The 26,041-nt window shown below is 76.9% G+C and carries 7 protein-coding genes; all 7 read right to left on the minus strand.

From position 1 onward, the window contains the following. Nucleotides 1-93 precede the first annotated feature (93 nt). The 7 genes from ACIGZJ_RS21355 to ACIGZJ_RS21385 are packed head-to-tail and all read right to left on the minus strand — an operon-like array spanning nucleotide 94 to nucleotide 25,595. On the minus strand, nucleotides 94-882 hold the full coding sequence (locus tag ACIGZJ_RS21355) for a JmjC domain-containing protein (RefSeq protein WP_396458679.1): 789 nt from the start codon (nucleotides 880-882) through the stop codon (nucleotides 94-96). Continuing rightward, the gene (locus ACIGZJ_RS21360; protein WP_392937774.1) at nucleotides 879-1,673 is read right to left on the minus strand and encodes a CmcI family methyltransferase; all 795 of its coding nucleotides are present in this window, start codon (nucleotides 1,671-1,673) and stop codon (nucleotides 879-881) included. Before ACIGZJ_RS21360 ends, ACIGZJ_RS21355 begins: the two co-directional genes overlap by 4 nt. Further along, nucleotides 1,673-2,716: a DUF2817 domain-containing protein gene (locus tag ACIGZJ_RS21365; protein ID WP_396458680.1), complete on the minus strand. Its 1,044-nt coding sequence runs from the start codon at nucleotides 2,714-2,716 to the stop codon at nucleotides 1,673-1,675. Before ACIGZJ_RS21365 ends, ACIGZJ_RS21360 begins: the two co-directional genes overlap by 1 nt. Then, nucleotides 2,713-13,914 (minus strand): amino acid adenylation domain-containing protein, encoded by an 11,202-nt coding sequence (locus ACIGZJ_RS21370; RefSeq protein ID WP_396458681.1) that lies wholly within the window; start codon nucleotides 13,912-13,914, stop codon nucleotides 2,713-2,715. Before ACIGZJ_RS21370 ends, ACIGZJ_RS21365 begins: the two co-directional genes overlap by 4 nt. Further along, a complete protein-coding gene (locus ACIGZJ_RS21375) occupies nucleotides 13,907-22,903 on the minus strand; it encodes an amino acid adenylation domain-containing protein (protein WP_396458682.1) in 8,997 nt (2,998 codons plus the stop codon). The genes ACIGZJ_RS21370 and ACIGZJ_RS21375 overlap by 8 nt, the downstream gene beginning before the upstream one ends. After that, on the minus strand, nucleotides 22,900-23,631 hold the full coding sequence (locus ACIGZJ_RS21380; RefSeq protein ID WP_396458683.1) for a thioesterase II family protein: 732 nt from the start codon (nucleotides 23,629-23,631) through the stop codon (nucleotides 22,900-22,902). Before ACIGZJ_RS21380 ends, ACIGZJ_RS21375 begins: the two co-directional genes overlap by 4 nt. Continuing rightward, complete coding sequence (locus ACIGZJ_RS21385; protein ID WP_396458684.1) at nucleotides 23,628-25,595, minus strand: hypothetical protein; 1,968 nt, start codon at nucleotides 25,593-25,595, stop codon at nucleotides 23,628-23,630. The genes ACIGZJ_RS21380 and ACIGZJ_RS21385 overlap by 4 nt, the downstream gene beginning before the upstream one ends. Between the last annotated feature and the right edge of the window lie 446 nt (nucleotides 25,596-26,041).

Below are 26,041 nucleotides of genomic sequence, written 5' to 3' on the forward strand. Positions count from 1 at the left end.
GCGGCCCGGGGGGCGGGGCACCACGCACCCGCTCCCCGGGCCGCCTCCGGACCGGGCCCGGCCGCACCCGGGCCGCCCGCACCGGCCCAGCCGCTACGCGGGCGGCAGGGGCCGGAGCCCGTCCGGCAGCCGGATCGTCCCCGGCTCCCGGAAGGCCGTGCCGGGGGCCGCGTAGGCGCAGGCGAGGTGCAGGGTCGGCTCCCCCACCGGAACCACCTCGTGGAACCAGCCCGGCGGGACGTACAGCACGTCGCCCGCCGTCAGGTCGCCCTCCCAGTACAGCCCCGCCCGCACCTCGCGCAGCCCCCGGTGGTCGCCCGACCCCTCGCCGCGCGCGGCCGCCTGGAGGCCCTCCTTGTAGGCCGACGACGCCGGCCCCCGCACCGCCGGACGGGTCGGCCGGTAGACCCGCCAGTGCTTGCGCCCTTCGAGCTGCAGCACCAGGTTGTCGGTGTAGTCGTAGTGCAGCGCCAGGCCCTTGTTGTCGCTCCAGGCCGCGTAGGCGTTGATGTAGACGGCCCCGCCGGCGCTCGACAGCTCGGCCGCGACGGCGGCCAGCGGCGGATGGACCTCTTCGAGGGCCTCGACCCGCAGCGTCGCCCCCGGCAGCCGGGTGCGGAGGTCGGCGAGCGCCGTGGCGCGCGGCGCCCGCCAGATCGACTCGCCGTTCGTCAGCACACAGACCCGGCTGAGGCCCGGCCCGGGCAGGTCCAGCGCGTCCCGGATGGCCTCGCTCCCGGCCCCTTCGAAGCACGAGGTCGCCAGGATCCGCTCCAGGTCGCCCCAGGTCAGCAGGGCGGCGAGGCCGGGCACGGCGGCCCGGACCGGCTCCGCGCCGCCGATCGGCAGCCCGGCCGGGAACACCGACAGCAGTGAGGTCACGCCATCCTCCGCATGATCGAGTCGACACAACTGGTGGTGTTGCGGCCGAAGAAGTCGGTGTAGCCGGTGTCCACGGCGTACTCCCCCGGGTGCGCCGCGTCGAAGGCGGCCAGCTGCTCCGCCTTGCCCACGCTGTCCTCGACCACGAGGTAGTCGCCCTCCCGCAGCCTCGGGTGGACGTACCCGAGGACCTCCGCCACCCCGACGTGGGCGTCCTCGAACACCAGCCGCGGCCCGGCCGCCAGCACGTCCGAGGCGAGCACCTCGCCGATCCTGCGGGCGTCCCCGACCACGAACTCCACCGCCGGGTGCGAGACTTCGACCGGCTTGAGGTCGAGCGAGACGATCCGGCACGGGAAGCCGATCGACGCGGCGAGGTCGGCCAGCCAGAGCGCGCTCGTCCCGGTGCCCGAGCCGATCTCCAGGATGGCGGCCGGCCGGAGCTCCTCCAGCAGCATGGTGGTGAGCGCGAAGTCGTAGACGCTCTTGAACAGGTGGCCGCCGCGCCAGCGCATCGGCTGCGCCGTCCCCTGGCTCATGATCAGGGTCTCGTCCGGGAGTTCGCTGCGGCGGTGCGGGTCGAGCCCCTCCCGCCGGACGCCGGCCCGGACCGTCCACGGCACGAACCGTCCCTCCCGCCGGTCCGCGAGGTGGTGCTCCAACCGCGCCCGCCACGCCGGGTCGTGCTCCTCCTCCTGCCGGATCACCCTCCGGTCGTAGTAGGTCGGGACACCCTGCTGGGTGTCCGCGACCCGGGCGTGCGTCTGCCGGATCAAGCGGTCGATCGTCATCAGCCCTCCAGGGCCTGGTCGATGAGGTGGACCCCGCGCTCCAGCACCCGCCGGCGCCAGGTCTGCGAGAGGGGTGCGAAGGCGTGCGCCAGCCGGTCCCGCGCCCACGCGGACGGCCGGTCCTCGCGCCCGCCCCAGAACCAGGCGCGGTTCTCCTGGTGCAGCGCGGACAGCACGGCGGTCGAGGACACCGACCCGAACTCCGCCGCGCACAGGGTGTACCGGACGTCCGGCAGCAGGGCCTCGCACCACGGGCCCAGCCCGCCCTGCACCCGGTAGTGCCGGACCTCCCCCAGCGCCGGCCGGGCGTCCGGGCCGAACCTGGCGACCAGCTCGTCCGCCGCCGGGGTGCCCTGGAGGCGAGGCAGCAGCAGTTGCAGCTCCCCGCTGCGGCCCAGGCCGGTGTGGATGTCCAGGTGCAGCACCTCCGCCGCGCCCTTCGTCCACGCCGGGAGGGCCCCGCGGAGCAGCGGCTGGAGCGAGGCCGGCCCGGACCCGCCGTAGAACAGGCCGCGCTCGTTCTCGTACTGCCCGCCGCCGACGGCCTGCAGCAGGGGCCGGCGTCCCATCCGGGCCAGTGCCACGAGCGCCTTGGGCAGCAGCGGGTCCAGTCGGCTGGCCGGCCGTTCGGGGGCCAGCCAGCCGCCGACCCGGTCCCAGTGCGGCGGCGCGCCCCGGTAGGGCTCCCCGGCCGGCAGGAAGTTCCGGTTCAGGTCGATGTTGTCCTGCTCCACCCGGCGCTGCCAGGCGAAGCCGAACGGGTTGAGCAGGTGCACCATCACCAGCCGGGTGTCACCGCCGCGGTACGCCTCCAGCCAGGCCCGCTGGATCGCGGAGCCGGCGACGCCCTCGACGCCGTGCAGGCCGGAGGAGACGACGACGCAGCGCCGGGCGTCGGCGGGGCCGATCAGGGCGACGTCGACCGAGAGCTGCTCGCCGCCCGGTCCCAGCCCGCCGTGCGGGATCCGGTGCAGTTCGCCGTGGCGTTCCGCGAGCGCACGGAACGCCCCGGCGGCCGACGGCCAGTCGTACAGCCAGGTCATAGGAGCTCCCGAAGCAGGGTGTCGAGGTCGTGGTCGGGCCGGACGCCGAGTTCGGCGAGGCGGCGACGGCTCTCCGTGCTGTCGAGCCGGCCGCCGCGCGGACCGAGCGGTCCGAGCGCGCCGGCTCCGAGCGAGCCGCGCAGGTGGTCCAGGTACCGCGCCAGGGGGTGCTCCGGTTGGTCGGCGACGGCCGACTCGACGCGCCGCAGCCACTCCTCGGGGGCGGCCGCGGTCAGCGCCCCCGGCTCCGCCCCCGCGGCGGCCGCCAGTTGGGCGAGGGTCGGCGCGGCCTCCTGGTGGTGCCAGGTGCGCGGCGGCGTGCCCAGGGCGGCGGCGATCGCCTCGGCGGCCACCCGGCGCCGGACCACCGGCACGACGAGGTCCGCCGACTCGGGGTAGGCGCCGACCGCCAGGCAGCCCCGCACCAGGGCCCCGAAGTAGTCGTCGGCGCCCGGGCGGGCGTCGGGCACCAGCGCGACCCGGTGGATGTGGGCCCGGCCGCCGGCCGCCGCGAAGGACCTGACCAGGCTCTCCCCGACCCACTTGCTCTGTGCGTAGCCGGAGCGGCCCGGCGGGTCCGCGGGCGGGGGCGTGTCCTCCGGCAGCGCGGCCCGACCGTGCTCGCTGAAGACCGACAGGCTGGACACGTAGTGGAGTTCGGCCCCCCGGGCGCACAGCTCGAGCACCCGGCGGGTGCCCTCGACGTTCACCGGCGCCAGCGCGGCGTAGTCCTTCGCGAAGGAGACGTCGGCCGCCGCGTGCACCACCGTGCCGACGTGCTCCCGGAGGTCGCGGCCGAGCGAGTCCAGCCCGCCGGGCCAGGCGAACGCCCGGTCCGCGTGCGCCTCCAGGCCCTCCGCGCGCAGCACGGCGGCCAGTCGGGAGTCGGCGTCGCCCCGCAGGAGGCAGTGCACCTCGTGCCCGCGGTCCAGGAGTTCGGCCAGCAGGGCCGTTCCGAGCACTCCGGTGGCGCCGGTCAGCAGCACCGGGCCGGGCGAGGGCTCGGCGACCGCCCCGCGCCACACCGCGTCGGCGCGCAGCCGCTCGGTCAGCGCCCGGGCCGGGCCCGCGGGTCCGGCAGGATCTGCGGGTTCGGGCCGCAGGAGCGCGGCCAGGCCCCGGGGGGTCGGGTCCGCGAAGAACCGGCGGATCGGCACCCGCCGGCCGAGCTCCCGCTCGACCCGGCCGAGCAGCCTGATGGCGAGGACGCTGTCCCCGCCGAGGGCGAAGAAGTCGTCGTCCGGGCCGATCCCGTCCCGTTCCAGGACGGCGCGGACCAGGCCCAGCACCGCGTCCCCGACCGGGGTGCTCGCCGGCCGCTCCGACTCCGGCTCCGGCCCGGGATCCGGCTCGCGGTCGAGCGCCGCGCGGTCCACCTTCCCGTTGGCGGTGAGCGGGAGCGCGTCGATCAGCCGCAGCGTCCGCGGGACGTGGGCGTCCGGCAGCGACCGGGCCAGGTGGGCGCGCAGCTCGGCCCGGTCCAGCGTCGTCATTACGTGGGCGACCAGCTGCCGCTGTCCGGACCGGCCCTGCGGCGCGGTCACCGCGGCCTGGCGCACCTGTTGGTGCTCCAGCAGGACGGCCTCGATCTCGCCGAGCTCCACCCGGTGGCCGCGGACCTTCACCTGGCTGTCGCGCCGGCCGAGGAACTCGATCGTGCCGTCGGGGCGGTAGCGGCCCAGGTCCCCGGTGGCGTAGTACCGTTCGCCCGTCCCGGGGTGCCGCCAGAACGCGGCGCGGGTGCGCTCCTCGTCGCCCCGGTAGCCGAGGGCGACGCCGAGCCCGGAGAGGTGGATCTCGCCGGTGACCCAGTCCGGGCGCTCGTGGCGCCGGCCGTCGAGGACGTGCACGCCCTGGTTCCGCAGCGGGCGGCCGTACGGGACACTCGCCCAGTCCGGGTCGTACGCGCCGATCTCGTGGGCGATGGACCAGATCGAGGCCTCGGTGGCGCCGCCCAGGCTCACCACCCGGCAGCCGGGGGCGACGGCGCGCAGCCGGTCCGGCAGGGTGACCGGGATCCAGTCGCCGGAGAGCAGCACCAGGCGCAGCCCGGGCAGGTGCGTGCCGGTCGTCTCCAGGTGGCCGACCAGCATCTCCGCGAGGGCGGGGACGCTGTTCCACACCGTGATCCGCTCGTCGGTGAGCCGCTGCGTCCAGGCGGCCGGGTCGCGGGTGGAGTCCGGGTGGACCACGGCGCCGCCGGCCAGCCAGCTGCCGAAGAGGTCGAACACCGACAGGTCGAAGTGGAGCCCGGAGACCCCGAGGACGCGGTCCCCGTCCAGCCCGAAGCGGTCGCACAGGTCGGCGATGGTGTTCACGGCGCCGGCGTGTGTGATCTCGACGCCCTTGGGCTCCCCGGTGGATCCGGAGGTGAAGAGGACGTACGCGAGGTCCTGCGGGCCCACCGGGACGTCCGGCAGCTCGCAGCGCCCCCACCGGTCGGTGTCGTCCAGGGCGACAGTGCGCAGGCCCGCGCCCCAGTCGCCCGGTGCGACGGCCAGTTCGGCGCCGGCGGTCCGCAGCACGGCGTCGATCCGGCGCTGCGGCCAGGCCGGGTCCACCGGGACGAACGCGCCGCCCGCGGCGAGCACGCCGAGTGCGGCTGCGGCCTGCCGCCAGCCGTGGCGGGACTCGACCGCCACCGTGCCGCCGACCCGCAGCCCGGCGGCGACCAGGCGTGCGGCCACCGCCGATGCGGCAGCGGCGAGTTGACGTCGCGTCAGGACTTCTCCGTCGGGGGCCACCAGGGCCGGGGCGTCCGAGTCCGGGCGGCCGAGCCGGGTCTCCTGGAGCAGGGTCTCGTGGAGCAGGGCCGGGCCGGTGCGCGTCCAGCGGGCGTCCAGGGCCGCGGGCCGCAGCCGCGCCTGTTCGGCGGGGACTTCGGGGGCCGGTGCCCGCCAGCCGTCCTCCGGCAGCGTGCGCAGGGTCGCCTCGAAGGCCGCCATCATCGCCTCGACCACGCCGGGCCGGAACAGGCCGTCCACGAAGTCCCAGGTGCTGACCAGTTCGCCGGCGTCCTCCCGCACCTTGTGGTCCAGCCACACCTGTGAGGTCTGGGTGAGCGCGTACACCACCTCGCCGAGGCTGCCGCGGGCCGGTACGTCGAGGCCGAGCGTGCTGGTGAAGACGACGGGGAAGGTGTGCGGCCGGCCGAGCCGCCGTAGTGCGCGCACGCAGCGGACGGCGTCGCGCGCCCGCCCGTCGAGCGCCTCCCAGAGCCGGCGCTGCACGCCGGTCGCGAAGGCGCCCAGGTCCGCCGCCGGGGCCGCCCGGACGAGTCGGGCGCTGGTGAAGTCGCCCACCACGCGGTCCACTTCGGGGTGCAGCGGGGGCCGATCGAAGAAGGTCACGCTGATCGCGAAGTCCTGGTCCTCCGCCCAGGCGCCGAGGATCCAGGCGTAGACCGCGAGCAGGGTGCCGGCCGGGGTGAGGCCGTGGGCCGCGCCGGCCTCCCGGACGGCGCGCCAGGTGTCGGCGTCCAGTCGCAGCTCGCGGCGGTCGAAGCGGACGGTGTCGAGCCCGGCCTGGTCGACCGCCAGCGGCAGCAGCGGGCCGGCCGGGAACGTCGGCGCCAGTTCGGCGAACGCGGCGTCGTCGGCGGTCCGGTCCTCGGCCGCCAGGGCCAGCGCCAGGTCGCGGTAGCTCGGGCCGGGCGGGGGCAGCGGCCGGTCCTCCAGGAGCGCGGTCAGCTCGCGGGCGAGGAGGTAGACGCTGTGCGCGTCGGCGACGAGGGCCGGCACGCTGAGGTGGATCCGGGTGCGCTCCCTCAGCCGGGACATCCAGACCCGCACCAGCGGCCAGTCGGCCGGGTCCTGCCGGTGGTGCGAGCGGGCCTCGCGGCGGGCCCGCAGTTCGGCGTCGGGGGCGTCGCCGAGGTCCTCCACGAGGATCGGGAACTCGCCGGGGTCGGTGATCACCCGCTGGGTGCCGTCCGGTTCGAACACGGCGCGCAGCATGGCGTGGCGGTCCACCAGGGTGCGGATCGCGGCGGCCACCCGCTCGGCCGGGACCCCGGTGTCGATCTCCACGTAGCCCTGGGTGCCGACGCTGCCGAGCTCCAGGTCGTCCCGGCCGCCCACCCAGTAGGCCTGTTGGAGCTCGGTGAGCGGGAACGGCTCGGCGGCGGCGGCGGGGTCGGGCACCAGTACCGCGGCCGTGGCCGGGGCGGGTTCGGCGCCCCGCAGCGCCGCCGCCAGGGTGGCCACGGTGGGGTGGTCGAAGAGGGTGCGCAGCGGTACCCGGACGCCCATGTCGTCCTCGATCCGGCGGCAGAGCGCGATGGCCAGCAGCGAGTGTCCGCCGAGGGTGAAGAAGTCGGCGTCGGCGTCGGGCACCGGTGTGCCCAGCACCTCCTCCCAGACCGCCGCGAGCCGGAGCTGCGCCGGGCCGGTGAACGCGCCGGCGGGCAGCGGTGCCCATGCGGTGGCGGCGAGGGCGGCGCGGTCGAGCTTTCCGTGCCCGGTCAGCGGCAGTTCGGGCAGCAGGATCCAGCGCGAGGGCAGCAGGTGGGCCGGGAGGGCGGCCGCCAGTTGGTCGGACCAGGCGCGGGCCCGCGCCTGGTCCGCCTGGGCGGCCCGGTCGCAGCCCGCGGCCGGGACGATCCAGGCCTCCAGGCCGTCGTCCCGGTGCCGGCAGGCGGCCGCGCGGACGCCGTCCAGGGCGTGGAGCGCCGTCTCGATCTCGCCGAGCCGGACGCGGTGGCCGCGGACCTTGATCTGGTCGTCGGAGCGGCCGAGGTAGACCGTCCGGCCGTCGGGGAGCAGCCGGGCGAGGTCGCCGGTGCGGTAGCCGTCGGCGGTGAACGACGGGTGTCCCGGGTCGCCGAGGTAGCCGGCGGCCAGTCCGGCGCCGGTCAGCACGAGCTCGCCCGGCTCGCCGACGGCGGCGCAGGCGCCGGTCGCGAGGTCCCGGATCCAGGCGCCGGTACCGGTGATCGGGCGGCCGATCGTCGGTTCCGCGGGTTCGGTGTAGTCCTCGAAGAAGGCGTTGGAGGTGCTCTCGGTCGGGCCGTAGAGGTTGCACACCCGGTCGACCCGGGAGAGGAGGGCGGGCAGCAGGTCGGGTGCGAGCGCCTCCCCGCCGAGGTTGACGGTGCGTACGGTGGCGGGGAGCGGGCCGGCGCCCAGCAGGGCCCGGAGGGCGGAGGGCACGGTGTAGACGAGGCTGACCGGGGCCGGCGGCGGGCCGTCCAGCAGGGCGGTCAGGTCGTCGACGACCACCACCGAGCCCGGGCCGGCCAGCGGCACGTAGAGGCCGAACACCGACATGTCGAAGCGGATGGGGGCGGTCAGCAGCGCACCGCTCAACTCCGCGTCGGAGTAGGCCGTGCGGGCCCAGCCGATGAGGGCGCGGACGCTGTCGTGGCCGACGGCGACCGGCTTGGGCACCCCGGTCGACCCGGAGGTGAAGATCACGTAGGCGAGGTGGCGGCCGGACGGCCGCTCCGTACGGGGCGGGCCGCTCTGGGCGGGTGCCAGCCGGGGCACCTCCACCTCCGTGTCGGCCACCGCGAGTGTCACGTCGGCCAGTTGGAGCTCGAGCCGGCGCCGGGCCGCGGGGGTGCGCGGGTCGAGCGGGACGGCGGTGCAGTCGGCCCACAGGATGCCGTAGAGGGCGACCAGCATGTCCGCTCCCGGCCGCACCTGGACGCCCACCCGGGTGCCGGCCGGTACCCGGGAGCGGATCGCGCCGGCCAACCGCTGGGCGGCGTCCAGCAGTTCGGCCCGGGTGAGGCTGCCGTCCGGTCCGCTGACAGCCACCGCGTCCGGCGCCTCTGTGGCGTGCCCGGCGAACGCGGCCAGCAGGTGCGGGCCGGCCGAGTAGCGCGGCCGGCCGGCCTCGATCCGGGCCGGCGGCCGAGCCTGCGGGCCGCTCAACAGGGCGTCCAGGGCGGTCCGCAGGGCGTGCACCAGCCGCTCGGCCTCGGCCTCGCGGATCAGTCCGGCGTCCACCTCCAGCTGGAGCGAGAGGCCGTCCGGGTGCTCCGTCGCCACCAGCGTGAGCGGGAAGCGCGCCCGCCCTCCCGGCAGATCGATCCTGGTCCAGCGCACCGGGCCGCCGGAGCTCACCGCGGGCAGGTTCTGGTGCAGCAGCGCCGCGTCCAGCAGCGGATCGGCGCCGGCCTGCCGCGCCCGCCCGTGCCGGGCCGCCAGCCGGGCGTACGGCACCGCGTGGTGCTCCAGCGCCTCCCGGACCTGTCGGCGCAGTTCGCTCAGGCCGCTCAGGCCGTCCAGCCCGCTCTGGCCGCTCGGGCCGCCGTCCGCGCCCAGCCGGGCGCGGAACGGCAGCAGGTTCACCAACGGGCCGACGACGCCTTCGAGTTCGGGCCGGTCGCGGTTGGCGTGGTGCAGACCGATCAGCAGGTCGTCCTGCCCGGACACCGCGCCGAGCGCCTGGGCGAAGGCGGTCAGCACCACCTCGAACGCGGTCGAGCCTGAGCCCCGGCACAGGGCCCGCAGCGCGGCCGCTTCCGCGCCGTCGAACGGCACCGGGTGGACGGCGCGCCGGCCGTCCGGTACGCCGCCGCCCAGGCGCGGGCGCGGCGGCAGGTCGCGCAGGGCGGCGTCCCACCAGTCCTCCTGGTGCTTCAGCTCGCCGCGCTCCTCGCGCGCGGCCTGCCAGGCCGCCCAGTCGCCGGCCTGCAGCGGGGCCGGGCCGGACGAGCCGTTCAGCAGTTCGCCGGCGAGCACCACCGTGGAGCTGCCGTCGGCGACGGCGTGGTGGCAGGCGAGCAGCAGCACCCGGTGCCCGCCGCTCACCTCGAAGAGCACCGCCCGCACCAGCGGGGCCTTGGTGAGGTCCACGCCCTCGTCCAGGATCCGCCGGGCCTGGCGCAGCGCCTCGGCCTCGTCGGCCACCGGCCGCACCTCCAGGTCGACGGTGGCGTCCTGCTCCACCACCTGCACCACCCGGCCGCGCCGCTCCTGGAGGGAGGTGCGCAGGGCCTCGTGCCGGGCGGACACCTGCCGCAGCCGCTCCCGCAGCTCGGCCGGGTCGAGCGGGCCCTCCAGACGGACCAGGGTGGGGATCATCCACGTCCCCGGTGCGTCGGAGAGCTGGTCGAGCACCCACAGCTGCGCCTGGAGCGGGGCGGCCGGGAGTTCGGCGGAGCGCGGTCCCGAGCGCCGCGCCGGCGCCTCGACCAGCTCGCCCAGGAGTTCGACGCCCGCCAGCACCTGCTCGTCCGGCACCCCGAAGTCGATCAGGCAGGCGACCTCGTCGGCGCCGGCCTCGGCCAGCTCGGCCAGCCGCTCGCGGCACCGGTCGAGGTCGCCGACCAGCCCGCCGGAGCGCACCATCCGCTCGGCGGACCGCCGCGCCAGCGCCGTCACATCGGCCTCGGCGGGCCGCAACCCGCGGTCCGCGCCGCGCGCGTGGGCCTGTTGCAGCACCAGGTTGCGGCGCGCGTACGCGGTGTAGGCCTCGGTCGCGCTCTCGCGCGCCTCCTGGTCGCCGGCGCCGACCAGGGTGTGGGTCATCACCGTGACCCGGCCGCCGCCACCGCCGGCCCGGCGGTAGCGCGCCGCCCGCTCGGCGAGTTCGTCCAGGGACTTGTAGTTGAGGTTGGTCAGGACGTGGTGCCCGGCGGCGCCCGCGAGTTCGAAGGTCTCCGCGGACTGCGCGGTGAGCCAGAGCGGCACCCGGCCCTGGACCGGTCGCGGCCAGGTCCGGACGGCGAGCATCTCGCCGTCCGGGCCGGGGAGTTCGACCTGCTCGCCCGACCAGAGCCGGCCCAGCAGGTCGATCCGCTCGGCCAGCCGCTCCCTGCGGTCGCGGTAGGCGTCCGGGGCGAGCACGAAGTCCCGCTGGTGCCAGCCGGAGGCGATGGCCAGGTCCACCCGGCCGCCGGAGAGCTGGTCCACCACCGCCCACTCCTCGGCGACCCGGACGGGGTCGTGCAGCGGCAGCACCACGCTGCCGGCCCGGAGCCTGATCCGGCGGGTGCGGGCGGCCAGGAAGGCCGCGAGCACGGACGGGTTCGGGTAGACGCCGCCGAACTCGTCGAAGTGCCGTTCCGGGGTCCAGACCGCCTCCAGGCCGAGCTCGTCGGCGCGGACGGACGCCTCCAGCATCAGCCGGTAGGCGGCGGCCGGGTCCTCGGCCCGGCCGGCGAAGAAGAACAGGCTCAGGCCCGGCCACCGGCGGGTCGGCACGGGAGCCCGGTCGGGGCCGTCCGAGCGCCAGTCCCGCCGGGCCCGCGGGATCGGGCCGGCGGCCGCCGCACCGGGGGCGGCCGCCAGCGCGGCGGCGAGGGCGCGGGCGGCGGGGTGCTCGAAGAGCAGCTGGAGCGGGACCCGGCGGGACAGCCGGGCCTCCAGCCGGCCCGCGATCCGCAGCGCGTCGAGGGAGTGGGCGCCGAGTTCGAACAGGGCCCGGTCGGGATCCACCGGGGCGCCGACCACCTCCGCGAAGACGGCGAGCACCGCCTCCAGCTCCGGCTCCAACGCAGGCTCCAGCACTGGCTCCGGCGCGGGCTCCGGCGACCCGATGGCCGACCCGATGGCCGGCCCCGACCGCAGGGCGGCACGGTCGACCTTGCCGTTCGCGAGCAGCGGCAGCCGGTCCAGGCAGTCGACCCGGCGCGGGAGGAACCCGGCCGGCAGCCGGGCCGCCAGCCCGCGCAGCAGCACGCCCGGGTCGAGCGTTCCGGGCGTCACCCAGGCGTGCAGCCGCACCTCGGCCCCGTCGCCCACCGCGAGCACCTCGGCGGCCGTCACCCCGGGCAGGGCGGCCAGCGCGGCGCGCACCTCGCCCGGTTCCACCCGCACGGCGCCGATCTGCACCTGGTCGTCCCGGCGCCCCAGCACCTCGATGCAGCCGGACGGCCGGCGGCGGCCGAGGTCGCCGGTGGCGTAGCTGCGGCCGGCGGCCGTCGCGCGGAACGCCCCGGTGTCGTCGCCGAGGTAGCCGCGCGCGACCGCGTCGCTCGCCAGGACGATCTCCCCGCGGGCCCAGGGCGCGTCGTCGCGCCGGCCCTCGGCGTCGACGATCCAGGCCTCCGTGCCGGCCACCGGCAGTCCGGCCGGCACCGGGGCCGTGCGGGTGCCGCGGTCGGCGAACCACTGCAGCCCGGTGCTGCTCTCGCTCGGACCGTAGCCGTTCACCAGCACGCAGCCGGCGGGGGCGGCGGCCTCGAACAGGTCGAGGTCGGAGGGCAGCAGGCCCTCGCCGCCCAGCACCACCAGCCTGATCCCGGCGGGCAGCCGCTCCTCGGCCAGCAGCCGGAACAGGCTCGGCGTGGTGTGCAGGACGGTGGCGCGGGGCAGGATCCGCTCCCGCAGCTCCCGCAGGCCGTGGCGCCTGGGCGAGCCGAGGAGCAGCGTCGCGCCGACGGTCGCCGCCGCGAAGATGTCCATCACGGCGGCGTCGTAGGCGAAGGACGCGGTCATGCAGAGCCGGTCGCCCGGCCGCAGCCCGATGGCGGCGGCGTACCGCCGGGCGTGCGCGTACACCCCGGCGTGGGTCTGGACGACGGCCTTGGGGCGGCCCGTCGAGCCGGAGGTGTGGAGCAGGTAGGCGGTGGTGTCGGGCGCCGGCGGCGCGAGGTCCGCCGGGCCGGACGGCTCCTCCGCCGGCCCCGGGTCGACGATCCGCGCGCCGGCGTGGGCGATCCGTTCCCGTCGGCGCGGGTCGGTGCCCTCCAGCGGTACGTAGGGCCGCCCGGCCAGGACGCAGCCGAGGATCCTGGCCACCGTCCGCGGGTCGGTGTCGCCGACCAGGGCGACGGGGCCGGGCTCCCCGGTCGCGACCGCGCGGGCGAACTCCCGCGCGGTCGCCAGGACCCGCTCGGCGCTCCAGCTCTCGTCACCGTCGTCCACGGCCGGGCCGGCGGCCAGGATCGCCTCGGCCAGGCCGTCGGCCTGCGGGGGCGCCGTGTGCACGCGGGCGCGCAGCCGCTGCTGGGTCAGCCGCTCCCGGCGGCCGAGCAGTTCGGCACTCTCCTGGTCCATGCCCTCGGCGAGGTCGACCAGCCAGGCCGCCAGCCGCTCGCCCAGGGCGTCGAGCGCCGCGTCGGTGAGGCCTCCGGGCGGCGCGGCCAGCCGCAGTTCGATCCGCTCGCCGGGCACCACGGCCACCACCAGCGGGACGTCCGCCTGCTCGTGGACGGTGACGGCGCGGACGGCCAGCGGGGAGTCCTCGATCACCGCGCGGTCGAGCGGGTAGTTCTCGACCACCAGCACCGACTCGACCGGGCCGAGCCCGGTGGAGCGCGCGACCTCGTCGAGCGCCTGCCAGCCGTGCCGCCGGTCGAGGGCCAGCTCCCCCTGGAGCCGGGTGAGGAAGGCGTGGACGCTCTCGCCCGCGGCGAAGTGCACCCGGCAGGGGACGGTGTTGACGAGCATGCCGACGATCCGGTCGGCGCCGGGCAGGTCGGCGGGGCGGCCCGACACCAGCGAGGTGAAGGTGACGTCCTGAAGGCCTCCGGGCTCCGCCAGACAGGCCGCCCAGGCGGCCGCCGCCAGCGTGCCCAGGGTGACCGCGCGGGGGCGGCACAGCTCCCGGACCAGCTCGGACTCCTCGGCGCCCAGCAGGATCCGGCGCTCTCCGCCGCCGCCCCCGCGCTCGCCGACGACCGGGGCCGTGGCCGCACCCGCGAGCCGGGCGCTCCAGTGGGCCCGGGCGGGCTCCGGGTCGGCGGCCCGCAGCCAGCGGACGAAGTGCGCGAACGGCACCGCCGGCGCGGCGGGATCGGCCCGCCCGTCGAGCGCCGCCCGGTACCCCTGGTCGATCTCGGTCAGGATCCGGCCCAGGCTCCAGCCGTCCAGCAGCAGGTGGTGGAAGGTCCACACCAGGACGGCGGAGTGCGGCAGCAGCACCAGGACCAGGCGGAACAGCGGCGGACGGGTGAGGTCGAAGCCGCGGGCGCGTTCGGCGGCGGCGAGCGCGTCGAGATCGGCCCCGCCGCCGTCGCGCCGGTCCTCGACCCGCCAGTCCTCGACCCGCCACGGCGGCGCCGCCTCGGCGTGCACGACCTGCTGCGGCTCGGAGAGGCCGGCGTGGTGGAACGAGCTGCGCAGCACCGGGTGGCGCCGCGCCAGTTCGGCCCACGCCCGGTGGAGCGCGTCCGGGTCGGGCACCGCCCCCAGGGCGATCCGCAGCTGTTCGACGTACGCCCCGGAGTCCGGCTCCAGTACCGCGCGCACCAGCATGGCCTGCTGCAACGGGGCAAGCGCGTGAATGTCCTGAATCCTAGTCATCTGTCTTCTCCAGGCCGGCCAGCAGCCGCTGTAGTTCCTGATCGTCGAGCCCGCTGTCGGGGAAGTCGTGGGTGCTGGCGGCGGCCCGGCCGGTGGTGGCCAGCAGCCGTGTCAGCGCCTCGTCCAGTGCGGCCAGCCAGCTCTCTCCGTCGCCGCGGTGACCGAGTTCCACCTGCAGTACGCCGTCGCGGTGGAAGAGCGTGCAGCGCCGTTCGTTGGGCCGGGGGAGGTCCGCCGAACGCAGCGGGAGCCCGGCCGCCCGGACCAGTTCGAACCGGTCGGAGGCCTGGTCGTCCAGGCGGCCGAGCGGGTTGACGGCGAGGGGGGTGGAGCCGCCGGAGGCCGCGTGGGCGGCGCCCAGCGCGAGGCCGCCCTCGGGCATCGCCCGGAGCAGGCCCTTGACCTGGACGAGGACCTCGGCCGGTGTCCCCGGCCGCAGGGCCAGCGGCACCAGGGTGGTGAGCCAGCCGACGGTGCGGTTGAGGTCGACGCCCCGCAGGCTGCGGCCGTGGCGCTCCAACTCCACCGCCCAGTGCCCGGTGGAGGCGCCGTCGGCCCAGGCCGCGGCGGCGAGCAGCAGCTCCTCCCGGGTGCAGCGCAGGGTGCGCAGGGCCGCCGCCGTCTCCTCCTCGCCGGCCTTCGGGAAGGCCCTGGTGGTGACGAGGGCCTCGCCCTCGGTGCCCGCCGCGGGCGCCTGCGCCACCGAGGGCGGCTCGGGGGCGGGCAGGGCGGCCACCGCGTGGCACCAGGCGGCGTACCCGGTGGCCTCCGGCACCAGCTCCGGCCGCTCGCCCGCCTCCAGCGTGTCCAGTGCCTGTTCGAGGTCGGCGACCAGGACCCGCCAGGACTGCGCGTCCACGATCCAGTGGTGGGCGCAGAGGACGAGGCGGCCGGGGAGCAGGGTGGCGCGCAGCAGCGGCCCGTCCGGCGGGAACCCCCGGCAGGCGTCCGCGACGCTCCCGCCCTGCTCGACCAGGTGCCCGCCGCCGCTCTCCGCGCCGAGGGTCGAGGCGAGCACCGGGTGCGCCGCCACCACCGCGGCCAGCGCCCGGTCCAGCGCCGCGGCGTCCAGCGGCCGGAGCAGCCGCAGGACGACCGCCTGGTTGAAGTGCCCGGGCAGGCCCCTGGCCGTCAGCCAGGTCCGCATCGGTCCGGGCGGTACGGGCCCCTCGGGCAGCGGCTGCTGCGGCTCGGCGGGGGCGAGTTCGGCGCCGATGCCGCCGAAGGTGGCGTCCCGGGCGATCGCCGCGACGGGCAGCCTCCAGCCGGCCCGGGCGACCTGCGCGCACAGGCGCAGCCAGGTCACCGAGTCGCCCCCGGCCATGAAGAAGTTGTCCTCCGGACCGGTCGGCGGGGCGCCCAGCAGTTCGGTCCAGGCCTGGGCGAGCACCTCGGAGTCGGTGGGGAGCGCGGCGCGCACCGCCGGGTCCGCGGGTGCCCTCGGCAGCAGGGCGGCCCGGTCGACCTTGCCGTTGGCGGAGAGCGGGAGCGTGTCCAGCAGCCGCCAGGCGTACGGCACCATGTACGGCGGCAGCCGGTCGGACAGGCCCCGGTGCAGCTCCTCCTCGGTCGGGCCGCCGGGGGCCACCACGAAGCCCACCAGTCGGCGGTCCCGCTGCGGGTCGCCGACGGCGAGGACCACCGCCCGTTCCACGCCGGGCAGTTGCTCCACCGCGTGCTCGATCTCCCCCAGCTCGACCCGGTAGCCGCGGATCTTCACCTGGGAGTCGTCCCGGCCGAGGATCTCGATGGAGCCGTCGGGCAGCCGGCGCCCGAGGTCGCCGGTGCGGTAGCGGCGCGCCCCGTCGTGGACGGGGAACCGTTCGGCGGTGCGGGCCTCGTCCTGCCAGTACCCGTCGGCGAGGCCGCGTCCGCCGATGAAGAGCGCGCCGGTGACGTGGACGGGGCACGGGCGGAGGTGTTCGTCGAGCACCTCGAAGGTCTGGTTGGTCAGCGGCCGGCCGTAGGGGATGCTCGACCAGGCGGGGTCGACCTTCTCGATCCGGTGGGCGATCGACCAGATCGAGGCCTCGGTGGCGCCGCCGAGCGACCACTGCCGGGCTTCGGGCGCGACGGTGCGCAGCCGGTCCGGGAGCTGGAGCGGTATCCAGTCGCCGGAGAGCATGACGGTGCGCAGCGCAGGGAGCGGGACGGCCGGGTCGGCCTCCCAGGCGTCGACCAGCATGCCCATGATCGAGGGCACCGAGTTCCACAGCCGCACCTGGTGGGTGTGCGCCGTCGCGGCCCAGTCGCGCGGGTCCGCGCGGTCGCCCGGGTAGACGACCGCCGCGCCGATCCGCCAGCTGCCGAAGAGGTCCCAGACCGACAGGTCGAACGCGAACGGGGAGACCGCGAGCACCCGGTCCCGGTCGGTCAGGTCCATCCGGGCCGCGATGTCGGCGAGGGTGTTCACCGCCGCCTCGTGGCGGATGACGACGCCCTTGGGGCGGCCGGTGGTGCCGGAGGTGTAGATCAGGTAGGCGGTGTCGGCCGGGTCCGGCAGCCGGCGGGCGCGGCCGGCGGGCAGGGTCTCGAAGGCGATCGCGCCGGGGCGGGCGCCGTCGAGGTCCAGCACGCAGTCCGGCAGCGCGTCTTCGAGGATCCTGTCGACGCGCTCGGCGGGCTGTGCGGTGTCGACCGGGATGTAGGCCGCCCCGGCGAGCACGACGCCCAGGGCGGCGACGGCCTGGCGCCGGCCGTGCGGCAGCAGGACGGCCACCCGGCCGCCGGCCGGCACGCCCCGGGCGAGCACGGCGGCGGCGACCCGCTCGGCCTCCTCGACCAGCTGGGCGAAGGTCAGGGACCGGTCGGTGTCGATCACCGCGAGGGCGTCGGGCGTCCGGGCGAGGGTCGCCAGCACGCCGTCCGCCAGGGTCTGCGCGAGCACCGGTCCTTCGGTCGCGTTCGCCTCGTCGATCAGCCGGCGCTGGTCCTCGGGCAGCAGCTCGGGGGCGGGCGTGCGCCAGGAGCCGCCGGCCAGCTCGGCCAGCAGTACGGTCCACGCCCCGAACATGCCGTCCAGCACCTCCGGCCGGAACATCTCCTCCACCGCGTCCCAGTTGAAGTGCAGTTCGCCGCGGTGCTCGTACACCTGGAGGTCCAGCCACACCTGCGGCGTCTGGGAGATGCCGTCGACCAGCTCGCCGAGCCAGGCCCAGTCGAAGGCGCGGCCGAACCCGGGCGCGGTCAGGGCGCTGGTGAACACCACGGGCAGGCCCGTCGCGTCGAGCCGCCCGGAGCGGCGGGCCGACGCGCGGGCGAGGTCCACGCCGGAGACGGAGCCGTGGGCCAGCTCCTGCCAGAGCCGGGCCTGGACGTCGCGGGCGTGCCCCTGGAAGTCGTCCCAGCGGCAGGCCATCGCGTGCGGCAGCACCGAGGTGAAGTCGCCGAGGATGCGGTTCACGTCGGGGTGCACCGGCAGCCGGCGGAACACGGTGACGTTCAGCGCCAGCCGGTCCTGGGCCCCCCAGCGCGCGAGCACCCAGCCGAAGGCGGCCAGCAGCGCGGCCGACGGGGTGACGCCGCTGTCGGCGGCCCGCCGGCGGAACGCGGCCCAGGCCGTGTCGTCCAGCCGGCCCTGGCGGCGGACGAAGCGCGAGCCGGTGCGCTGGGCCAGCGGCAGCCGGGGGGCCTCCGGCAGGCTCTCCAGCTCGCCCCGCCACCACTCCAGGTCGGTGTCCTTGACGACGGTGTCCACGCTGAGCACGTAGTCGCGGAAGGTCAGCCCGAGCTCCGCCAGCTCCTCCCCCGGCCGCTCGTAGAGCTCCCTGAGCTCGTCCACCAGGACCACCCGCGACCAGGCGTCGCACACCCAGGCGTCGATCCCGACGTGGAGCCGGACCTCGTCCGGGAGCAGGCTGGCCCGGACTTCGATCAGCGGCCACTCCTCCAGCGGGCGCACCCGGTGGCCGAGTTCCTCCCGCCACCGCCGCACACCGGCCTCGGGGTCCGTCTGCGGGCGCAGGTCCTGGACCCGGATCCGGAACGGCGGCGTCTGCGCCAGCACGTACTGCCGCCCGTCCTCGGTGGCGACGGTGCGCAGCGAGGGGTGCCGCTCGACGAGCCGTTGGAAGGCCTGCTCCAGCCGCTCCAGGTCGAGGCCGGCGGGGCAGCGCAGCTCCCGGTAGGTCTGGGCGGCCGCGCCGCCGAGCTCCAGGAAGTCCCGTCGCCCGACCCAGTACGCCTCCTGGACCCTGGTCATCGGGAACGGCTGGTGGGCTTCGTCCGGCGCGCGGACCAGCTCGGGCGGGTCCGCCCCGGCCGGGCCGGAGGCCGAGGGCAGCCGGCGGGCCAGTTCGCGCGGGGTCCGGGCGGCCAGGACGTCGGCGAGCGGGACGTCGCGGCCGAGTTCACGGGCGAGCGCGGCCACCAGTTCGAGGGCCTTGAGCGAGTGGCCGCCGTGGACGAAGAAGTCGGCGTGCATGTCGAGGTCCGGCTCGCCGAGGACGGTCCGCCAGACCGTGAGCACGGCGGCCTCCAGCGCGTCCGCCGGCGGTTCGGCGGCGGCGGGCGCCGCGGGGCCGGGCGCGGGCAGCGAGCGCAGGTCGACCTTGCCGTTGGGGTGGACGGGCAGCCGCTCGCAGGCCACGGCGAGCTCGGGGACGAGGGCCCGGGGCAGCCGGTCGGCCAGCTCCGCCCGCAGGTCGTCCCAGCCGCGGTCGGCGGCGAACCAGGCGACCAGGCGGTGGTCCCCGTCCTCCCCCGGCTCGGCCCGGACGGCGGCCTGCCGGACTCCGGGCAGGCCGCCGAGGAGGTCCGCGACCTCCTGCGGGTCGACGGCCACGCCGTGGACCTTCACCTGGCGGTCGCCGCGCCCGAGGATCTCCAGCGTCCCGTCGAGCCGGGCCCGGCCCAGGTCGCCGGTGCGGTAGACCGGCTCCCCGCTGCCGAACCGGTCCAGGACGAACCGCTCCGCCTGGGCCTGCGGCGCGTTGGCGTACCCCCGGGTCGCGAAGGGCGTCCTGAGGACGATCTCGCCGGACTCGCCCAGGCCGCACGCGGCGCCGGCCCGGTTGACCAGCGTGACCGCGGTCTGCGGCAGCGGCCGTCCGATCGGCTGGACGCCCAGCGGCGGCCGCTGCGGCACCCGGTGGAACACCTTGGTCTGGGTGGTCTCGGAGGGGCCGTAGAAGTTCAGCACCTCGTAGTCGCCGGGGAAGTGCCGCCGGAACCGCTCTACCAGCGCGCCGCTCAGCGGCTCGCCGGCCAGGAAGACGCTGCGCAGCGCGGGCAGCGGGGTGGGCTCCGCGGTCGCCAGCCAGGACCGGGCCAGCGTCGGCACCAGGTGCAGCCTGGTCACTGCGCGGGCGGCGAGCAGCGGCACCACGTGGTCGCCGCCGACCCGCTCCGGGTCCTCCAGCAGGTGCAGGACCCCGCCGGTGCCGAGCGGCTGCCAGAGGTCGCGCAGCGCCATGTCGAAGGCCAGGTTGGTGAGCAGCACGAAGCGGTCCCCGCCGTCGACGGCGAACTCCCGCCGCTGCCAGTCCAGGAAGTGGCCGAGGCCGCGGTGCGTCCCGACGATCGCCTTGGGCGCGCTCGTCGTCCCGGTGCTGAAGACGACGTACGCGGGCGCGCCGGGGTCGGCCGCCACGGCCCGGCCGGGCCGGGTGCCGATCTCCAGCACCCGCCCGAGCGCGGCGTCCCGGGCGTCCCGGCCCTGGGCGCGGAGCACCAGCGCGGCTCCGGACTCCCGCACCATGGTGGCCAGCCGTCCGGCCGGGAGCCGCCGGTCCAGGTGCAGCACGGCGCCGCCGGCGAGCATGGTGCCCAGCGCGGCGGCGACGGTGTCGAAGCCGGCGCTGCCGAGCACGCCGACCACGTCGCCGGGGCGCAGGCCCGCCTCCTGGAGGGTGCCCGCCGCCGCCAGGGCCCGGGTCTGCAGCTCTCCGTACGTCCAGGTGGACGCGCCGCGGCGCAGGGCGGTGCGGTCCGGGTCGACGGCCATCACCGACGCGGGCACCGAGGGGACGTCGGGCCGGGTCAGCGGCGCCGTGAGCAGGGGGAGTTCCCGCTCGGCCCGGGCGGTGCGCAGGGACCAGCCCAGGCACGGGGTGTCGGCCGCGGCGAGCAGGGCGTCCAGGGCGAGCTGCACCTGGTCGGCCAGCTCCTCGGCCATCTCGTCGCCGAGGTAGGAGCGCCGGCGCAGCAGGTGCAGCCGCAGGCCGCCGTCCTCCACCGCGGTGATCGTGAGCGGGGCCTTGGCCTGCGGCGGGCGGCTGTCCAGCGAGGTACCGAGCACGGTGAGGGCGCCGACCCGCTCGGGTACGTGCAGGTGGTCGAAGACCACGTCGACCCGGGCCTGGTCCCCGGGCAGGCCGAGTCGGCCCGGCAGGGCCTCCAGCGGGACGGACGAGTGCCCGCGCAGCTCCTGGAGTTCCGCGGTCAGCCGGCGCACCAGCTCGGTGCCGGTGACGCCGTCGGGCAGGTGCACCACCGCGCGCTGCACGGAGACCAGGCAGCCGACGGTGCGCGTCCACGGCGGGGTGCGGTTGGCGAAGGGGATGCCGACGGCGACCTCCTGCTGGCCGCTCAGCCGGCCGAGGACGACCGTGACGGCGGCCAGCACCAGCACGGCGGGGGTGGTGTCGAGCTCGCGTGCCAGCCGGCCGAGGGCCTCGGCGCCGTGCAGGCGGCGGGAGGTCAGGCCGGCCTCGGCGCCGCCCGGTTCGGCCCAGGGCAGCGCGGTGCGGCCGGCCGAGAGCCGGTCGCGCCAGAAGTCCAGGTCGGCGGCGTCGTCACCGGCGGCCAGCGCCTCGCGCTGGGCCTGCGCCCAGGCGAGTGCGGACGGCGGGGCCGGCGGCAGCGGGCGGCCGGCCAGCAGGGCGTCCAGCTCCTCCAGGAGCACCCGGATCGACCAGCCGTCGACCACCCGGTGGTCCCAGGCCAGCTCCAGCCGGTCCCCGCGGAGTTCGGCCGTGAACGGGTGCCCCGCCGCCGGGTCGGGCCGCCCCGCCGGGGCGCTCCACGCCGTCCGGTGCTGGCGGCCGTGCTCGTCGGGGCCGGCCGTCGCGAGCCCGGGGTGACGGCGCACCAGCTCGGACAGGGCCAGGTCGACGTCCGCGCCGGCCGGCACGCCCACGGTGATCCGGATCGCGGGCTGTGCGTCCGGGGACAGCCGGGAGAGCAGCCAGAGGCCCTCCTGCTGGAGCGAGAGCGGCGCGCTGTCCGGCTCGGGCGGGGCGGCGGCGCCCCGGGGGGCCGTCCCGATCAGCCCGGCCTGGGCGCGTAAGGTGCCGGCCGCGAGCAGTTCGGCCGGCGTGATCCGGACGCCGAAGCGGTCGGCCACCCGCACGGAGAGCTCCACGGCCAGGACGCTGGCCCCGCCGGCGGCGAAGAAGCTCTCGTCGGCGGAGCGGACCTCCGCTCCCAGCAGGTCCCGCCACAGCTCCGCCAGGGCCTCCTCGACCGGGCCGTCGAGACCCGTGCCGTCGAGACCCGAGCCGTGGCGGCCTGGGCCGCTCGCGGCCGCCGTCCACCGGTGGCGGACCGGCAGCTCCCCCGCCGCCCAGGCGTCCCGGCAGGCGGAGCGCTGGAGCTTGCCGCTGGTGGTCCGGGGCAGGGCGCGGCCGCGGACCACCAGCACCTCGTCGGGTTCGAGGGCGAGCCGCTCGCGGAAGGCCCGGCGGACCGGCTCGACGGCCTCCCCGGCGGACCGTCGCACCTCCACCGCGACCACCAGCCGCTCCCGGCCGTCGCCGCCCGGCGCGGCGAAGGCGCAGGCGGCCAGCACCCCCTGCGCGCCGGCCGCGATCTCCTCCAGGTCGGCCGCGTGGTGGTTCTCCCCGCGCAGGATCACCACGTCCTTGGACCGGCCGCGGACGTACAGGTCGCCGTCCCGCAGCTCGCCCAGGTCGCCGGTGCGCAGCCAGCCGCCGCGTCCGTCGGCCGTGTGCGCGTCGAACGACCCGTCCCCGGGCCGGCCGTGGTAGCCCCCGGCCACGCTGGGGCCGCGCACCCAGATCTCCCCGACGCCGTCGACCGGTGTGCCGTCGCCGTCGACGATCACGACCTCCTCCAGCGGCCGGCCGCAGCTCACCCCGGCCGCGCCCGGCCGGGGGGCCGTGCCGACCGGGTGGGAGGCGACCAGCAGCGTGGACTCGGCGAGCCCGTAGCAGGGCGTCAGCGCCTCGGCCCGGAAGCCGTGGCCGGCGAACGCGTCCGCGAACCGCTCCAGCGTGCGGGGCGAGATCGGCTCGGACCCGGTGAAAGCCACCCGCCAGCGGCTCAGGTCGACGCCGGCCAGCCGGGCCGGATCCACCCGGTCGGCACTCCAGGCGTACCCGAAGTCCGGTCCGCCGCTGGTCGTGACGCCGAAGTCGGAGACGGCCCGCAGCCAGCTCTCGGGCCGGCGCACGAAGTGCTCGGGGGCCATCAGGACGGTGTGCAGGCCCATCCGCAGCGGGTGCAGCAGCGTGCCCACCAGGCCCATGTCGTGGAAGAGCGGCAGCCAGCCCGCGACCACGTCGGTGTGCCGCTGGTCGAAGGCCCGCTCGATCGCGGAGAGGTTCGCCTCCAGGTTGGCCGTGCCCACCCGGACGCCCTTGGGGGCGGAGGTCGACCCCGAGGTGTACTGGAGCACCGCGAGGTCGGCGGGCTCCACCCGGAGGTCGGGCTCGCCCGCCAGGTCGGGCACCGCCGCGTCCGCGAGGTCGAGCCGGCTGAGGACCAGCCCGCACCCGGCGTCCGCGACGATGCCGCGCAGCCGGTCCCTGGTCCGGGCGCCCTGGTCCGCGGGGGCGGGCACCGCGACCCGGCCGGCCAGCAGGACGCCGATCAGCGCGGCTACCAGCTCCGGACCGGTCGGCAGGGCGACCAGGACCGGGTCGCCGGGCGCGGTGCGGGCGCGGACCTGTCGCGCCACGCTGCCTGCCCGGTCCATCAGTTGACGGCGGGTCAGGGTGAGCGGTCCGGTGTCCGGCGACAGGAGGGTGGCCGCAGGCGCGTCCGGTGCCTGCTCGGCCAGGGCGACAGCCCGGTGGAGGAACGTCACGACAGTCTCCCAAGGCAGGTGCGGGTGATCCGGTCGGCCACGGCCGGCACGTCGAGGACGGCCAGGTGCCCGCCCGGATGGCGGTGGAAGGCGGTGGCGCCGCGGGTGAGGGCGGCCCAACCGCGCCAACCGTCCTCGTCGAGCGGGTCGTCCACTCCCACGAACACGTCGAACGGGATGTCCAGCGGCGGACCGGTCGGCGCCCGCACGCTCGCCGCCAGGGCGAGGTCGCCGCGCAGCGCGGGCAGGAACAGCGCGAGCGCGCCCGGGTGGTCCAGGACCTCCGGCGGGACGCCGCCCCAGAGCCGGGAGGCCGTCCGGGCCAGCTCGGTGTCCCCCAGCGCCAGCAGGTCGTTGTGGCTGCGCGGGGTGCCGGGCGCCGTCTCCCCCGAGAGGACGAGCGCCCGCGCGGCGCCGGGCACCGCGGCGCACAGGCCGTGCGCCAGCGTGGCCCCCAGGCTGTGGCCCAGCACCACCAGGGGCATCGCGGGCAGCGACCGCAGGGCCCCGGCCAGGGCGTCGACCGCCTCCGCCGCCGAGGCCGGCGCGGGCTCGGCCAGCCGGTTCTCCCGCCCCGGCAGCCTGGCCACCCGCACCTCGACGTCGGCGGGCAGGCCGGCGGCCCAGCGGAACCACACGGCCGTGCCGCTGCCCGCGTGCGGGAGGATCACCAGCCGCCTGGTCGCCCCGGGCCGGTCCGCGGCGGGCAGCCAGAGGTCCGGGTTCATCCGACGGCCCGGATCGTCCGGCGCCCGTCCAGCGGCCAGCCCGCCCGCAGGCGGCTCGCCTCCAGGACGTCCCGGGCGACCAGGCGCCAGGCCTCGGCGCGCGGCACCCGGGCGATCGCCAGCCGCTCGCGCATCCGCTCGGTCTCGAAGGCCAGGACGTCCGGCGGCAGCGGCACCCCGCCGGGGTCGATGACGCGGACGGCGCCGTTCGTGTCCCGGCCGGTCAGCAGCCGGCCCGCGTTGTACCGGCTCGGTGAGAACGGCACGTCCAGCACCCCGGTGGCGAACGCCTCCTCGACGCAGCCCCCGACGTCCCCCGGGCGCAGTGCGAGCACCGCCTCCAGCAGGTGCCGGGCGGTCCGCTCGATCCGGTGCGCCTCCATCCCGTCGACGGCGCCCCGGTCAGCTGCGGCCCGGTCCGCTGCGCCCTGGTCCGCTGCGGCCAGCTCCAGGCCGGCGGCCGCCAGGGCCAGCCCGCGCGCGTTGTCGCGGACGTCCGGGATGCGCAGCGCCTCGGCCGGGGTCTTCACCACCACCCGGTCCGCCCGGGCGAGCGCCGCCGTCCGGGCCGACTCCCGGATCAGCTGCTCGGCCTCCTCCCGGTCGGCCGGGAAGGCCCCCATGAACTGGTGGAACACGGTGGCGACCCGCACCCGGCCGCCGCGCCCCAGGTACTCCCGCCCGAGCCGTCCCATCACCTCGACGGCCGCCACGTCCTGGGCGCGGCTGCCCTGTTCCGCGTAGGCCAGCGACACCGAGCGCACCCCGGCCCCGACCGCGAGCAGGCCCTCCAGGATGTTGGTGCAGATCGCGAGCGCCGGGGGGATCAGGGTGGCGGTCAGGGTGCCGAAGAACTCCCGGTCGAGCACCACCCCGAGCTCCGCGTACCGGGCGGTGAGCTCGTCCACGTAGCGCCAGCGCGCCAGCGACACCGCGAGCGGGAGGTCCGCGTAGTACGGGATGTTGTAGCAGATCGGACCGCCCTCGAAGGCCGTCACACCGCCCGCGTAGCTCACCTCCGCCAGCAGCCGCGGATCGCGGGCGCTGTGGCGGGTCTGCAGCGGCACCGGGCAGGCCGCGCTGATCCTGCGCAGCGTGTCCACCCCGTGGTTGACGACCGGGAACCCGTTGAGCGCGCCGCCGTCCCGGGCGACCTGTTCGACCTCGGCGTAGCGCCCGTCCCGGGTCAGCGAGTCGACCTGGAAGGACAGCACCTCCGCGCCCGCCGCGTACAGGTCGGCGAAGAGCTCCTGCTGGTCGTCGCTTCCGCGCACCCCCGAGCGCGGGTGCAGCAGCGTCCGGGCGGCGCCGCCCTGCAGCAGGGCGAGCGAGGGCCGCGCGGCGAGCACCTCGGCGTTGGCCTCGATGTCGCGCGCACCGGCGCCCGTCGGCCACTGGGCGAGGACCTCCGCCCGGCCCGCCGGGTCCGGGCCCGCACCGCGCCCCGGGCGGGGCGGGGGCACCGCGGGGGCCGACGGGCGCGGCGGGGGCACCGGAGGGACGGACGGGCGCGGCGTACATCGGGCCCGGCCGGCGAGGTCCTCGGCGAGTGCGGCGACCACCTCGTCGGTGTCGACGAAGCCGCCGTACACCCGCGCGAACCCGCGGGCCAGCAGCTCCCCGGTACGCCCGGCGACCGCCGGGAGCCCGCCCAGGTACCAGAGGCACCCTCCCGGCAGGGCCTCGACCTCGCGCAGGTAGTACTCCGCGTGCCCGTCCATGTTGGAGATCAGGACCGCGTCGCAGTCGTCCGCCATCGCGGCGAAGCGGGCGAAGTCGTTCTGGATGCCGAGGTCCACCACCCGGAAGCCGGCCGCCTCCAACGCGTTGCGGAGCACGAAGAGGCCCACCGAGTGGGAGTCCGCGCCCAACCCGCCGAGCACCAGTGTCGCGCCCTGGGCCGCGCCCTTGACCATGCCCTGCGCCGTGCTCTGAACCGTGCCGTGTCGAGCCACTTCGGACACTCGCCTCTCATCGTCAAGACCCGCTGCTGTCCGTGCACGGCGCGCTGCGCACCGTTCTGTTCCGCGCTGTTCTGTTGGGTTTCGCCCTGCTCTGTTCTCGGCTTCGCTAGTTGGCTTCGCTTCGTCGGGCGCTGCTTTGTTTCGCGCTGCCCGGTGTTTCGGGGGCCGGGCCGGAATGCACGGCACAGCGCCCGAACGGGCAATTCGGATTCGGGCGTGCGGGATCGGCGAATTCGACGGCGGAACCGCGCCGAATTCACGACGGAATCGCAGGGGAATGCAGGCGAAACGGCGGGAGACCCGCCGATCGCACTGGCATGGAATCGGCCGCGGCGGCGCAGCCGTGATCGCGCGCCGGCGGCAGGCGGAATACGTGGGCGGCGGGATCCCCGTATCCGCGGAAAGGGGTGACCCGGGGATTTCCCGAGCAGTGGCGCCGGGCAGGC

The sequence above is a fragment of the Kitasatospora sp. NPDC052868 genome (genome assembly GCF_044547105.1).
GTDB lineage: Bacteria > Actinomycetota > Actinomycetes > Streptomycetales > Streptomycetaceae > Kitasatospora.